Here is a 14,119-nt window from a genome sequence, read left to right as displayed (position 1 = left end):
CGGCCGCGCACGGCAGTCTCGGTAAAGCGAACGTCAAAGCTGTAACCATCGAACCACTCCACGTGCACGTGCATATGCTCATGCATCTGCAGGTGAACGGGGTTATGATCCGGGTCAGTTGACCGATGCATCAATGGCCGCACCGCACGGCCAGTGCACCACCGGGGAGCGACCTGTGGACCACGACGTTGAGGACGTGTACGGGCAGTACGACGTGTACAACGGCATGGCGGCCACGCAGCTGCGCGGGGTGGCCTGGCAGAAGAGCCGGCACAGCAACTCGCAGGGCTCCTGCGTGGAGTTCGCGCGGCTGCCGGGCGGAGAGGTGGCCGTGCGCAACTCCCGCTTCCCCGACGGTCCGGCGCTCGTCTACACGCGCGCGGAGATCGAGGCGATGCTGCTCGGCATCAAGGACGGCGAGTTCGACCATCTGATCGCGGGCTGAGACCCGGGGGGTGCGGCGGACGCCGCCGTGCACCCGCCGCCGCGCACCGGGTGACGCGCGTAGAAAAGCGGCATGCGCGGACGCGGCGGAGCGTCATTCGCCGGGGCGGAGCCGGAACAGCGCCCAGACGACCTTGCCGCCGAGGGCGCCGGCCATCGGGTGCCAGCCCCAGCCGTCGCTGAAGGAGTCGACGAGGAACAGGCCGCGGCCCGACTCGGCCGAGAAGTCGTCCGTCTCCCGGGCGACCGGGCTGTCCTGGCTCGGGTCGCGCACCGCGCAGACCAGGCGTCCGGTCCAGCGCAGCAGGTGCAGCCGCACGGGCGAGGCCTCCCGGCCCGGCTCGCGACAGCGCGGCGCGGACGCCGGCAGCGCGTGCCGGAGGGCGTTGGTGACCAGTTCCGAGACCACCAGGCAGACGTCGTCGAAGCGGTCGGCCAGTTCCCACTGGTCCAGAGTGACGCGGGTGAACTTCCGGGCCTCGCGCACGGCTTCGTAGCGGGCGGGCAGAGCGCAGGAGGCGGCGCTGGACACGGCCGCGGGGTCCAGCGGCGGAAGGCCCTGCCGTAACGGCTCGAGCATGGTCGATCCATTCGTCCCCATGCGAGGCACTCCCGGGAATTCGCGGTCGAAGCGATGCGGCGGTGGTGCGGGACCATGGTTTCGGATGCGTACAGCAGATGCAAGGGCAGATGCACGTGCACGCGACCGAATTGGACACTCCTGTACCGCTTGCTGGTCATTTTTTCCGCCATCTTCTCGTCCGTCGCTTGCCTCCTTCTTGCCTCTCGCTGTGCGTTTTCTTGGCTCTCTTTCCGTTTCCGTAATCGCACGAGTACAGCTCGGAGTGATTTAGTGGCAGACTGCGGCCCCTGAAGACGGTTGGGGAGGCTGGCGAACGTGAGCGCGGGAGAGCCAGGATCGGTGGTGCGGCGCATGCTGCTCGGCTCGCAACTCAGGCGGCTGCGTGAAGCACGGGGGATCACGCGGGAAGCGGCGGGGTACTCGATCCGCGCCTCGGAGTCGAAGATCAGCCGCATGGAACTGGGCCGGGTGAGCTTCAAGACCCGGGACGTGGAAGACCTGTTGACCCTGTACGGCATCACGGACGAGGCCGAGCGCACCTCGCTGCTCTCGCTCGCCAAGGAGGCCAACGTCGCGGGCTGGTGGCACAGTTACTCCGACGTGCTGCCGAGCTGGTTCCCCACCTATGTGGGCCTGGAGGGCGCGGCGTCGCTGATCCGCGTCTACGAGGTGCAGTTCGTGCACGGGCTGCTGCAGACCGAGGCGTACGCCCGCGCGGTGGTCCGGCGGGGCATGCGGGGCGCGAGCGAGGCCGATGTCGAGCGGCGTGTGGCGCTGCGCCTGGAGCGGCAGAAGTACCTGGTCTCGGAGAACGCCCCCGACTTGCACATCGTCCTGGACGAGGCCGCCCTGCGGCGCCCCTACGGCGACCGCGAGGTGATGCGCGGCCAGTTGCAGCACCTGATCGACGTCTCCGAGCGTCCCAATGTGCGGCTGCAGGTGATGCCGTTCAGCTTCGGCGGGCACGCCGGCGAGTCGGGCGCGTTCACCATCCTCAGCTTCCCGGAGTCCGATCTGTCGGACGTCGTCTATCTGGAGCAGCTCACCAGCGCCCTCTATCTGGACAAGCGGGAGGACGTCGCCCAGTACGAGAAGGCGATCGAGCAGCTGCAGCACGACAGTCCGGGGCCGGACGCGAGCCGCGACGTGCTCCGCGGGCTGCTCCAGCTCTCCTAGCGGGCCCTGCCGCGGGGCGACGTCCGCGGGACCTCCCCGGAACGTCCGCAGGACGTCGGCGGGACATCGAAGCCGGCAGCCAACTGTCCCGCCGCGCAAGTACGATGACGTTCGATCAGACCGCGCAGGATCGGCTGTGAACGATCAGGTGTGAACGATCAGACCGTGAAGAAGTGATCGGAAGTTGCTCGGCTCCGACTGCTTCACCGCCTCGGCAGCAGGGGATTGAGGGATCACATGTCGTCCTACTTCACCGACCTGGCCCAGCAGTACATCGACGGCGAGTGGCGCCCGGGCACCGGGTCCTGGGACATCATCGACTTCAACCCGTACGACGACGAGAAGCTGGCCTCGATCACCATAGCCACGGCGGACGAGGTGGATCAGGCCTACAGAGCGGCCGCCCGCGCGCAGAAGGAGTGGGCCGCCACCAACCCCTACGCCCGCCGCGCGGTCCTCGAGAAGGCGCTGCGCCTGGTCGAGGAGCGCGAGCAGGAGATCGCCGAGGTGATCATCGCCGAGCTCGGCGGCACCCGGCTCAAGGCGGCCTTCGAGCTGCACCTGGCCAAGGAGTTCCTGCGCGAGGCGGTCCATCTGGCGCTGCGCCCGGAGGGGCGGATCCTGCCGTCCCCGGCCGACGGCAAGGAGAACCGCGTCTACCGCGTCCCGGTCGGCGTGGTGGGCGTGATCAGCCCCTTCAACTTCCCCTTCCTGCTGTCGCTGAAGTCGGTCGCGCCGGCCCTGGCCCTCGGCAACGGCGTGGTCCTCAAGCCCCACCAGAACACCCCGGTCACCGGCGGCACCCTGGTCGGGAAGATCTTCGAGGACGCGGGTCTGCCGGGCGGCCTGCTCAACGTGGTGGTCACCGACATCGCCGAGATCGGCGACGCCTTCCTCGAGCACCCGGTGCCGAAGGTCATCTCCTTCACCGGCTCGGACAAGGTCGGCCGGCACGTCGCGACCGTCTGCGCCCGGCACTTCAAGCGCTCGGTCCTCGAACTGGGCGGCAACAGCGCGCTCGTGGTCCTCGCCGACGCCGACGTCGAGTACGCGGTGGACGCGGCCGTCTTCAGCCGCTACGTCCACCAGGGGCAGGTCTGCATGGCGGCCAACCGCGTCCTGGTCGACCGCTCGGTGGCCGAGGAGTTCACCGCGAAGTTCGTGGCCAAGGTGAAGTCGCTGAAGGTGGGCGACCCGCGCGACCCGCACACGGTGATCGGCCCGGTGATCAACTCCACCCAGGCGAACGCCGTGTCCGGCGTCGTGGAGCAGGCGGTCGCCGAGGGCGCGACGGCCCTGGTGCACGGCCGTACGACCGACAACCTGGTCGAGCCGTCGGTGCTCACGGACGTCCCCGCCGACTCGGCCCTGCTGCGGCAGGAGGTCTTCGGCCCGGTCGTCTTCCTCGTCCCGTTCGACGGCGAGGACGAGGCGCTGCGCATCGTCAACGACACGCCCTACGGCCTGAGCGGCGCCGTGCACACCGCGGACGTGGAGCGGGGCGTCGCCTTCGCCAAGCGCGTCGACTCCGGCATGTTCCACGTGAACGACGGCACGGTGCACGACGAGCCGATCGTCCCGTTCGGCGGCGAGAAGCACTCCGGCATCGGCCGGCTGAACGGCGAGGCGATGCTGGACGCCTTCACCACGGTGAAGTGGATCTCCGTCCAGCACGGCCGGAGCGCGTTCCCCTTCTAGTGCTGTGGCCGGAAAGGTTTGCCGGAAAGCTCGCGGCGTCCGGTGCGGTGCATCGCAAGGCGGAGCATCACCCGCGTACTGGACGTACTCGGGTGATGCGACAACGCGGCGAGGTGCCGTGCCGGGCGTCGTGAGCCGGTGAACCTTTCCGGTCGCAGCACTAGCCGCCCCACCCGCCCGCGACGCCCCCCGGCCCGGGCGGCCCCGGACCGGCGAACCCGTCCCCCGGCCCGGGTGGCCGCGACGGCCCGGGCCAGGGGCCTGGAGGTCGCCCGGAACGGGCCGGCTGGTCTCAGTGGTGGAAGCTGGTCGCTGCCGCCTTGTCGTGGGTGAGGGGGTGCGGCTGGCGGCGCAGACCGGGCAGTTGCCGGCGCAGGTCCTCCAGGAACAGTTCGGCGAGGTCGGTGGAGAAGCCGTTGCGGCAGACGACCCGGAGCACGGACAGGTCCTCGCGGTTCGGCGGGAAGGTGTACGCGGGCACCAGCCAGCCGCTCTCCCGCAGCCGCCGCGAGACGTCGAAGACGTCGTACGCCTTCACCTCCGGCGTGGTCGTGAAGGCGAACACGGGCAGCTCGTCGCCGCGGGTGAGCAGCCGGAAGTCGCCCAGCTCCGCGATCCGGCCGGCGAGCCCGCGCGCCACGTCCCGGGTCGTCTGCTGCACCTGCCGGTACCCCTCACGGCCCAGCCGCAGGAAGGTGTAGTACTGGGCCACGACCTGGGCGCCGGGGCGGGAGAAGTTGAGCGCGAAGGTCGGCATGTCGCCGCCGAGGTAGTTGACCCGGAAGACCAGCTCCTCGGGGAGCGCCGCCTGGTCCCGCCACAGCGCCCATCCCACACCCGGGTAGACCAGCCCGTACTTGTGTCCCGAGGTGTTGATCGAGGCCACGCGCGGCAGGCGGAAGTCCCACACCAGGTCCTCGTCCAGGAAGGGCGCCACCATCGCGCCGGACGCCCCGTCGACGTGCACCGGGACGTCCAGGCCGGTCCGCTCCTGGAGGGCGTCCAGGGCCGCGCACAGGTCGGCGATCGGCTCGTAGGAGCCGTCGAAGGTGGAACCGAGGATGCCGACGACCCCGATGGTGTTCTCGTCGCACAGCTCGGCGGCCGCCTGCGGGTCCAGGTGGTACCGCTCGCCCTCCATCGGGACCTGGCGGGCCTCGACCTCCCAGAAGTTGCAGAACTTCTCCCAGCACACCTGGACGTTGACGCCCATGACCAGGTTGGGGCGGGCGTCCGGCGAGGGGTAGCGGTCGGCGTTGCGCCGGGCCCACCGCCGTTTGAGCGCCATCCCGGCGAGCATGCAGGCCTCGCTCGACCCGGTCGTCGAACAGCCCACGGCCGCCGACGGGTCCGGCGCGTGCCACAGGTCGGCGAGCATCGCCACACAGCGCCGCTCCAGCTCGGCGGTGCGCGGGTACTCGTCCTTGTCGATCATGTTCTTGTCGCGGCACTCGGCCATGAGGTCCCCGGCCTGCGACTCCATCCACGTGGTGACGAAGGTGGCCAGGTTCAGCCGGGAGTTGCCGTCCAGCATCAGCTCGTCGTGCACCAGCTGGTACGCCGTCGACGGCGTCAGGGGTGTCTCGGCGAGCCGGTGCTTGGGCGGCGCCTCGGCCATCTCGGCGGCCGGGTTGGCCAGCCCGTAGAACGGGTTGACGGACAGCGGGCGCTCGTCGGGCCTGTCGTGTCCTGGGTGCAGCGGCATGCAACGGCCTCCTGGGAAGTGGAACCATCGGCCGGGACGGTCATCTGATCGCCGTCCCGTCCTCCTTGAGCTGCATCTGCGGTCGCCCGGTCACCAGCAGCCAGGCCGGCAGCGAGGCGACGCACAGCAGGGCGATGATGGTCGGCGAGGCCACGAGGACCGCGGCCGTGAACAGGCTCACCCAGCCCTGCCGGGTGATGGCCAGGAGCATGCCCAGCACCCCGGCCGCGATGCCCAGCGTCTCGGGCACGCCGGGCACGAGGGCGTGGGCGGCCAGTCCCAGGGCGGCGCCGATGAAGACCGACGGGAAGATCCGCCCGCCGCGGAAGCCGCAGGAGGCGGCGACCAGCAGGGCGGCCAGCTTCACCACGGCCATGCCGGCGAACTGCCCCGCCGTCCAGCCGCCGGGGTCGTGCGCGAGTTCCTTGACCTCCGACAGTCCCTTGAACAGGGTCAGATGACCGCCCAGCACGCCGAGCCCGCCCAGTACGAGCCCGCCGAGCGGCAGGGCCAGCATCGGATGCCCGAGCCGGGAGAAGGCGCGATGGACGTGGGGGAAGGCGTACACGGCGGTCAGACCGAGCAGGGCGCCCGCACAGGCGATCACCACGGCGGCGAGCAGGTCGGCCCAGCCGGGGTGGCCGAGCGGGGGCAGGCCCAGGTCGAAGGTGGGGTGGGCGATCAGGCTTGTCGTCATGGCGCCGGCGGCTCCGGCGGTCAGCGGCGCGAACAGGTTGTCCCACAGCGCGCCCCTCATCGGCCGCCCGGCCAGCGCCTCGGAGACGACCAGCGCGGCCGCCACCGGGGTGCCGAACAGTGCGCCGATCGTGCCGGCCTCCGCCAGCAGCGGCCACAGCGGGCCGGGCGCCCGGGGGGCCAGCCGGTGGCCCAGCCAGAACGCCAGCGCCACGTTCACCCCGATGATCGGGTTCTCCGGGCCGAGGCTCGGCCCGCCCGCCAGCATCAGCATGGCCGCGATCGCCAGGCCCGGCAGCGTGCCCACCGGCAGCGGGACGGCGGTCAGGCCCAGCGTGGCCGGGTCGGGGCCCGCGTGGCCCGGCGCCTTCCACACCACGAGTCCCACCAGGACGCCGGTCGCGGTCAGCATGACCAGGATCCAGACCGCGGAGTACGGGCCGATGCCCAGCGCGTCCGGCAGGGGCCCCCACAGCACCTCCTGCAGCCGCTCGGCCAGCCCGCTCATCAGCAGGTACAGCACGCTGGAGCCGATGCCGACGGCGAGGGCGGGCAGGAACGAGGCCAGCAGGGCGCGGGCGGGCGCCGCGGGAGCGGCGGGTGCCTGCCGTGCGCTGTCCTGGGCCACCGCAACACCATAAGCGGATCAAGCCGACAAAACGGGTGCAACATCCGGGGCCGTCCGGACCGCCCGGGCCGTCCGAGCTGTCCGGGGCTGTCCGGGCCGTCCGGGCTGTCCGAGGCCTTCCGGGGCCGTCCGGGGTCGTCCGGCCCGTCCGGGCCGTGAGGGGGGCTCGCGCCGCACGGACTTGCACCTCACGCCGCGTGAGGCCGCAGCCTTGGGGGTGCACGGAAAAGAAGGGAAGGGAGCGGAAGTGGGCTACTCCGTGGGACAGGTCGCCGGTTTCGCCGGGGTGACGGTGCGCACGCTGCACCACTACGACGAGATCGGCCTGCTCGTCCCGGGCGGGCGCAGCCACGCGGGCCACCGGCGCTACAGCGACGCCGACCTCGACCGGCTGCAGCAGATCCTGTTCTACCGGGAGCTCGGCTTCCCGCTCGAGGAGGTCGCGGCCCTGCTCGACGACCCGGACACGGACCCGCGCGCGCACCTGCGCCGCCAGCACGAGCTGCTGACCGACCGGATCGAGAAGCTGCGCAAGATGGCCGCGGCCGTGGAGCACGCACTGGAGGCGCGCGAGATGGGGATCAACCTGACCCCTGAGGAGAAGTTCGAGGTGTTCGGGGACTTCGACCCCGACCGGTACGCCGGCGAGGTCCAGGAGCGCTGGGGCGACACCGAGGCCTGGCGGCAGTCCCGGCGCCGTACCGCGTCGTACACGAAGGAGGACTGGAAGCGGATCAACGACGAGCAGGACGCCATCCACCGCAGGATGGCCGGGCTGCTCGAGGCGGGCGAGCCGGCCGGCTCGCGGGCCGCCATGGACGTGGCCGAGGAGCACCGGCGGTTCGTCTCCGCGAGCTTCTACGACTGCGGGTACGAGATGCACACCTGCCTGGGCGAGATGTACGTCGCGGACCCGCGCTTCACCGCGACGTACGAGAGCATCCGGCCCGGGCTGGCCGCCTATCTGCGCGAGGCGATCCTCGCGAACGCGGCCCGGCACGCCGCCTGAGCGCACCGGCCCGGCAGCGGGCGGTGAGGGGCGGTCGCTCCCGGGCCGGGCCCGCCGGCACCCGTGGAACCCGGCGGGCCCACCGGGCGTTGATAGCTTTGTGCGGCAGCACCACGGAGGCCGACCCGCCGCCGTACGCCCTCACCCCCTCAGGAGCCCGGAACCGTGACGACGCTTGCCCTCGGACCGAGCTGGCTGGATCCGAACCATCTCCTCGACACCTTCGGCATCTGGGGCCTGCTCCTCATCGTCTTCGCCGAGTCCGGTCTGCTCATCGGGTTCTTCCTGCCGGGCGACTCCCTGCTGTTCACCTGCGGTCTGCTGATCACCTCCCGCAAGATGGACTTCCCGCTGTGGGCCGCGATCGCCCTCATCTGCCTTGCCGCCGTCCTCGGCGACCAGGCGGGTTACATGTTCGGCAAGAAGGTCGGGCCCTCGCTCTTCAACCGCCCCGACTCGCGCCTGTTCAAGCAGGAGAACGTCACCAAGGCGCACGAGTTCTTCGAGAAGTACGGCCCGAAGTCCCTGGTCCTGGCCCGCTTCGTACCGGTGGTGCGCACGTTCACGCCGATCATCGCCGGCGTCAGCGGCATGCGGTACCGGTCCTTCGTCACCTTCAACGTCATCGGCGGCGTGCTGTGGGGCGCGGGCGTGACCCTGCTGGGCTCCTGGCTGGGCAAGCACGACGTGGTCAAGAACAACATCGAGGCGATCCTGATCCTGATCGTCCTCGTCTCGGTGGTCCCGATCGCCATCGAGTACCTGCGCGCCCGCGCCAAGCGGGGCGACAAGCCGTCCGGGCCGTCCGGGCCGTCCGGGCCGGCCTTCCGGCAGGAGGCGGAGGCGCCCGCGCCGTACGGGCAGCAGCCGTACCAGCAGGCGTACCAGCAGCCCGTGACGGACGACGCCACGACCCGGCTGCGCCGCATCGAGCCGCCGTACCCGTACGGCGACCAGGCGCCCCGGCCGGAGCAGCAGTACGGCCACGACCAGCAGTACGGCCACGACCAGCAGTACGGCCACGACCAGCAGTACGGCCACGACCAGCAGCACTACGGGGAGCAGTACCCGCAGCAGCCCTACGGCGGCGAGCAGCAGCGGAACGAGTACGGCCGCGGCGCCGACGGGTACGGCGGGAACGGGTACGGCGGGAACGGGTACGACGCGAACGGGTCCGGCGGGAACGGGTACGGCCGCGACGGTCACGAGTACGGCCAGGACGTGCGCCACCCGGACCAGGGCGGGTACTACCGCGCGCCGTAGCGGCGCCGGGTGCGCGGCGGCAGGGCGGTGCGGCGGCCGGGCGGTGCGGCGCGCGGCTCAGAAGCCCCGGGTCCGCTTGGCCGCCCGGCGTCCCGCCGCGGCGCCGCCCGGCAGCCGCAGGAAGAGCCGGGAGATCTCCGAGCCGAGGTTCACCCCGATCGCGATGGCCATGGCCAGCGACACCGCCTTGGCCAGGGACACCAGCCCCTTGTCGATGTTGTTCTGCGCGATGGCCAGCAGGCCGAAGTACGTCGCCGAGCCCGGCAGCAGCGGACCGATCGCGGCGGTGGTGAACGGCAGCGCGGAGGCGAACCGGTAGCGCGACAGCAGCTGCCCGAACAGCCCCACCAGGCCTGCCGCGGCGGCCGTGGAGGCCACCGGCGAGATGCCTCCCACGTAGTGCATGGCGCCGTAGACCACCCACGCCACGCCACCGTTCAGCGTCACCAGCGGCACCGTGGAGCGCTCCTGCTGGAGCAGCACCGCGAAGGTCAGCGACAGCAGCATCGAGGCGACGATCTGCACCACCGGGCGCTCGTTGACGCCCAGGGCCGCGTCCGGGTTGAGCTGCGCGCCCAGCTTCACGCCGAAGTACAGCACCAGCAGCACCCCGGTGACGATGCCGACGAAGAAGTACATGACCTCCAGCAGACGCGCGGAGGCGGTGATGTAGAAGCCGGTCAGGCCGTCCTGCACGCCGGCCACCAGCGCCCGCCCGGGCAGCAGCGCGAACAGCCCACCGGTGATGACCGCGGAGGCCTTCACGTCCACGTGCGCCACCGTGAGCGCCACGCCGATCGCGGCCGGCGGCATCGCGGCCACCGTGAACTGGTAGAACTCCGGCAGCCCGCGCCCCGCGCACAGCCAGGCCAGCCGGTCGCCGAGCATCGCGCCGAGCGCCGCGGCCACGAACACGACCAGGTCGCCGCCGACCAGCATGGAGGCCGCGCCCGCGAGCAGCCCCGCGGCCCCGGTCAGGGCCCAGCCGGGGTAGGGGTGCCGGTTGCGGCGGATCTCCGCCAGCCGCCGGTAGGCCTCCTCCAGGGAGACATGGGTCTCCGGGTCGCTCAGGTCGTCCACGAGCCGGAACACGGCCGCCAGGCGGGTGTAGTCGGTGGCGCGACGCCGTACCGTGCGCGAGGCGGTCACCGGGTCGTCCACCAGGGACGGCTGGTAGGTGACCGACAGCAGGGTGAAGGTGACGGTCGGCTCGCAGCGGTCCAGGCCGTAGGAGCGGCAGACCGCGAACATCGCCGCCTCCACGTCCTCGGCGCCCTCCCCGCCCGCGAGCAGCAGCTCGCCGATGCGCAGGGTGAGGTCGAGCACGCGCGGGACGGCCGGGCCGCCCTCCTCGGCCTTCTGCACCGGTTCGGGCGCCGGGCGCTCGGCCACCGGCATGCGCAGCATGGTGCGCATCCGGTCCTGCCAGGGGACGTCCTTGGTGAGGCTGACCGCCGGGGTCCCGCCCGGCGGGGTGAAGGCGGGCGGCGCCTGCCGGGCGCTGTACAGGCTCGGCCGGCTGAACGCGGAGCCCTCCGGCTCGGCCGCCGGCGGCTCGGGCGCCTCCAGGCCCGCCGGGAGCGCGAACTCGGAGGTGGTCTCCGACTCGCTGCCCGCCTTGGGCACGGCCAGCCCCCTGGGGACGGCGAACTCGGACGTCGTGGACGACTCCCCGTCGGCCGGCGGGGTGGCGGGCGGGGCGGGAACCACCGGCATCACCTGGGTGACCTGGTTCACCGGCGTTCCCCTGGGAGGTGTGAAGGCGCTCCCGGCCTGGTCCGACTGCGGCTTGCGGTCCTCCGCATCCGTCACTGAGCAACGCTCCCTGAACGACACATTCCGTAATTCTCAGTATGCGCGGCAGAGGGCGCCGCGACACGACCGGCGGAGGGCGCCGCGACACGACCGGCCGAGGGCGCCGCGACACGAACGGGCCGCGTGCCCCCCGCGGGGGGGCCCGCGGCCCGATGGCAGCGCGCCGGTCAGTGACCGCCGTGCTCCTGGAAGCGCTTGACGGACCGCTCGATCTCGGCCTCGGCCTCGGTGCGGCCCACCCAGTTGGCGCCCTCGACCGACTTGCCGGGCTCCAGGTCCTTGTAGACCTCGAAGAAGTGCTGGATCTCCAGACGGTCGAACTCCGACACGTGGTGGATGTCCCGCAGGTGCTCCACCCGCGGGTCGGACGCCGGCACGCACAGCAGCTTGTCGTCGCCGCCGGCCTCGTCCGTCATCCGGAACATGCCGATCGTGCGGCACTTGATGAGGCAACCGGGGAAGGTCGGCTCGTCCAGGATGACCAGCGCGTCCAGCGGGTCACCGTCCTCGCCGAGGGTGTTCTCGACGAAGCCGTAGTCGGCCGGGTAGCTCGTCGACGTGAAGAGTCGGCGGTCCAGGCGGATACGACCGGTCTCGTGGTCCACCTCGTACTTGTTCCGCGAACCCTTCGGAATCTCGATCGTGACGTCGAACTCCACCGGTGGCTCCTCCATGATCAGCACATAGTTCTGGTGATTAAGTGTCCCTCACGCAGGTGTGTGATCGCGAAAGGGGCTGGTGGTCGTGCCGGAGCTGAGGGCCTGGCGGGCGGCGGGACCGCGTCTGGCACGCCTCGCGCGGGCCGCACGACCGCGTCTCGCGCGGGCGCTGAAGGCCGCCGGGCCGCGGATCGCGCGGCCCGCGTGGACCGTCCGCGAGCGCCCGGCCGTGCCGCGGACCTGGCAGTTCACCGCCGGTGCCGCCACCGCCGGGCTGGCGCTGGCCGCCGGGGTGGTGACCGCCGCCGGCCCCTGGGACTCCACGGGTCAGCGTACGGCCGAGCGCGACCGGGCCATCGCCCTGGAGCGCGCGGGTGGCGCAGATCACGGCCACCGGTCCGGTACGTCCGGCCGGTCCGGCACCTCCGCCGCCTCCGGCGCGCCCGACGGCGCCCCGGCCGCGCCCAGCGCTCCTCCGGTGCTGGCGGGCCTCACCGGCGGCGGCCCCGTGGTGAAGTCCGCCGCCGACGGGCCCGCCCTCGCCGGCGTCCTGGACCCGCTGCTCGCCGACGCCTCCCTGGGCGCGCGCCGGTCCGCGTCCGTCGTCGACGTCACCACCGGGCGGCGCCTGTACGGCCGGGACACCGGCGAGGCGCTCACCCCCGCCTCCACCACGAAGATCGCCACCGCGGTCGCCGCGCTCTCCGCCCTCGGCGCCGACCACCGCCTCACCACCCGCGCCGCCCTGGAACCCGACACCGGGGAACTCGTCCTGGTCGGCGGCGGCGACCCCACGCTGACCGCCCGCGAGAACGCCCGCGGCCGGGCGAGCCTGCGCACCCTGGCCGACCGCACGGCGGCGGCCCTGGCCCAGCGGGGCGTGAGCAGGGTGACGCTGTCCTACGACACCACCCTGTACACGGGTCCCGTCCTGCACCCCATCGGCGTCAACGAGAACCTCGCCCCGGTCAGCGCCCTGATGACCGACGAGGGCCGCACCGACGGCTCGGAGAGCGGCCCGGCGCCGCGGGTGGCCGACCCGGCGGCCGAGGCGGCCCGCACCTTCGCCCGCCTGCTGGCCGCGCACGGCGTGCACACCACCGCCCCCGGCCCGTCCAAGGCCACCGGCCGCTCGCAGACCCTCGCGACCGTCTCCTCGCCCCCGCTGTCCGACCTGGTCGAACGCATGCTTACCAACAGCGACAACGACATCGCCGAGGCGCTGGCCCGCCAGACCGCCGCCGCCACCGGCGGCCGGGCCGACTTCACCGGCGGCGCCGCCGCGGTCACCGCCCGGCTGAAGGGGCTCGGCCTGCCGCTGGCCGGCGCCGCCTTCCACGACGGCAGCGGCCTGAACCGCGCCGACAAGCTCACCACCGACCTGCTCACCGCGCTGCTGCGGAAGGCGGCCGACCCGGCCCACCCCGAACTGCGGCCGGTCCTCACCGGCCTGCCCGTGGCCGGCTTCACCGGCACGCTGAGCGGCCGCTACACCGAGGGCGGCGCGGCCGGGGTGGTCCGGGCCAAGACGGGCACGCTGACCGGCGTCAACGCGCTGGCCGGCACCGCCGTCGACCGCGACGGCCACCTGCTGGCCTTCGCCTTCCTGACCGAGGAAACCCCGTCCGCGGACGCCGCCCAGGCCGCCCTGGACCGGGCAGCCACAGCCCTCGCGGCCTGCGGCTGCCGGTAACGGCGGGGCCGACCGGGCGGCCGGCCGCCCGGTCCGGGTTCCGCCGGCGTGGGCGGCGTGGGTGTGGGCTTTGCCCGGTGCGGGCGGCGTGGGTGTGGGCTTTGCCCGGCGCGGGCGCCCGGGCTTGGACTTTGCCCGGCGTGGGTGGCCTGGGCCTGGACTTTGCTGGGCGTCTGGGGTTCGGTCCTGGGCTCCGCCCCGGGCGTGCGCGACTTCCGCCCGGGCCCTGCCCGTGTCCTGCCCCGCTTGAGCGTTGTTCGCGTCGCGGCGCCGTACCTGGGCCTTGCCCGGGTGTGTGGCTCCTGCTCGGGGGTGATATGCGTCGGGGGCCGCCGCCCGAGCCCTGATCGGGTCGCGCTCCGCCCGGGCCCTGCCCGTGTCCTGCCCTGCCTGAGCGTTGCTCGCGTCGCGCGCCGTACCTGGGCCTTGCCCCGCGTGCGTGGCCCCTGCCCGGGCCTGATCCGCATCCAACGGCCCCCGCCGGAGCCGCATCCGCGTCCACGGCCCCGTCCGGGCGGCGGGCCCTCGCCCGGGCCTGCGTCCGCCGCCCCGCGGCCCCCGCCGGAGCCGCATCCGCGTCCACGGCCCCGTCCGGGCGGCGGGCCCTCGCCCGGGCCTGCGTCCGCCGCCCCGCGGCCCCCGCCGGAGCCGCATCCGCGTCCACGGCCCCGTCCGGGCGGCGCGCCCTCGCCCGGGCCTGCGTCCGCCGCCCCGCGGCCCCCGCCGGAGCCGCATCCGCGTCCACGGCCC

General features: G+C 72.8%; 11 protein-coding genes. 6 read left to right on the top strand and 5 right to left on the bottom strand.

Features of this window, described 5'->3' with window-relative positions:
- Positions 1-175: 175 nt before the first annotated feature.
- A complete protein-coding gene (locus tag ACI2LW_RS08855) occupies positions 176-445 on the top strand; it encodes a DUF397 domain-containing protein (RefSeq protein WP_404730478.1) in 270 nt (89 codons plus the stop codon).
- A gap of 93 nt (positions 446-538) precedes the next feature.
- Here ACI2LW_RS08855 and ACI2LW_RS08850 read toward each other — a convergent pair whose 3' ends face one another.
- Positions 539-1,045 carry an ATP-binding protein gene (locus ACI2LW_RS08850; protein WP_404730477.1) on the bottom strand — a complete coding sequence of 169 codons (507 nt, stop codon included), beginning with the start codon at positions 1,043-1,045 and terminating at the stop codon, positions 539-541.
- 333 nt (positions 1,046-1,378) lie between these two features.
- On the opposite strand from ACI2LW_RS08850, the gene ACI2LW_RS08845 reads away from it, so the two are divergent.
- Together ACI2LW_RS08845 and ACI2LW_RS08840 are read left to right on the top strand one after the other, a co-directional pair.
- Entirely contained in the window at positions 1,379-2,203 is an 825-nt protein-coding gene (locus ACI2LW_RS08845) for a helix-turn-helix domain-containing protein (RefSeq protein ID WP_404730602.1), read from the top strand.
- Between the two features lie 237 nt (positions 2,204-2,440).
- Positions 2,441-3,901: an aldehyde dehydrogenase family protein gene (locus ACI2LW_RS08840; protein ID WP_404730476.1), complete on the top strand. Its 1,461-nt coding sequence runs from the start codon at positions 2,441-2,443 to the stop codon at positions 3,899-3,901.
- 292 nt (positions 3,902-4,193) lie between these two features.
- Here ACI2LW_RS08840 and ACI2LW_RS08835 read toward each other — a convergent pair whose 3' ends face one another.
- Positions 4,194-5,606 (bottom strand): glutamate decarboxylase, encoded by a 1,413-nt coding sequence (locus ACI2LW_RS08835; protein WP_404730475.1) that lies wholly within the window; start codon positions 5,604-5,606, stop codon positions 4,194-4,196.
- A 40-nt stretch (positions 5,607-5,646) separates the two neighbouring features.
- The gene (locus tag ACI2LW_RS08830) at positions 5,647-6,930 is read right to left on the bottom strand and encodes an ion channel protein (protein ID WP_404730474.1); all 1,284 of its coding nucleotides are present in this window, start codon (positions 6,928-6,930) and stop codon (positions 5,647-5,649) included.
- 247 nt (positions 6,931-7,177) lie between these two features.
- Here ACI2LW_RS08830 and ACI2LW_RS08825 point away from each other — a divergent pair, with 247 nt between their 5' ends.
- Both ACI2LW_RS08825 and ACI2LW_RS08820 read left to right on the top strand, forming a co-directional pair.
- Positions 7,178-7,939: a MerR family transcriptional regulator gene (locus tag ACI2LW_RS08825; RefSeq protein WP_404730473.1), complete on the top strand. Its 762-nt coding sequence runs from the start codon at positions 7,178-7,180 to the stop codon at positions 7,937-7,939.
- Between the two features lie 165 nt (positions 7,940-8,104).
- Complete coding sequence (locus ACI2LW_RS08820) at positions 8,105-9,202, top strand: DedA family protein (RefSeq protein ID WP_404730472.1); 1,098 nt, start codon at positions 8,105-8,107, stop codon at positions 9,200-9,202.
- Between the two features lie 57 nt (positions 9,203-9,259).
- Here the strand turns inward: ACI2LW_RS08820 and ACI2LW_RS08815 are convergent, their stop codons facing one another.
- Both ACI2LW_RS08815 and ACI2LW_RS08810 read right to left on the bottom strand, forming a co-directional pair.
- Complete coding sequence (locus tag ACI2LW_RS08815; RefSeq protein ID WP_404730471.1) at positions 9,260-11,014, bottom strand: threonine/serine exporter ThrE family protein; 1,755 nt, start codon at positions 11,012-11,014, stop codon at positions 9,260-9,262.
- Positions 11,015-11,184: 170 nt separating this feature from the next.
- A complete protein-coding gene (locus ACI2LW_RS08810; protein ID WP_404730601.1) occupies positions 11,185-11,676 on the bottom strand; it encodes an inorganic diphosphatase in 492 nt (163 codons plus the stop codon).
- Between the two features lie 79 nt (positions 11,677-11,755).
- On the opposite strand from ACI2LW_RS08810, the gene dacB reads away from it, so the two are divergent.
- Positions 11,756-13,369, top strand: a complete 1,614-nt coding sequence (dacB, locus tag ACI2LW_RS08805) for a D-alanyl-D-alanine carboxypeptidase/D-alanyl-D-alanine-endopeptidase (RefSeq protein WP_404730470.1) — start codon at positions 11,756-11,758, stop codon at positions 13,367-13,369.
- The last annotated feature ends 750 nt before the right edge of the window (positions 13,370-14,119 follow it).

This window comes from Streptomyces sp. NPDC004065, assembly GCF_044903565.1.
Taxonomy (GTDB): domain Bacteria; phylum Actinomycetota; class Actinomycetes; order Streptomycetales; family Streptomycetaceae; genus Streptomyces.
The sequence above is the reverse complement of the archived record's forward strand: the minus strand, read 5'-3'. Positions and strand labels throughout refer to the sequence as shown.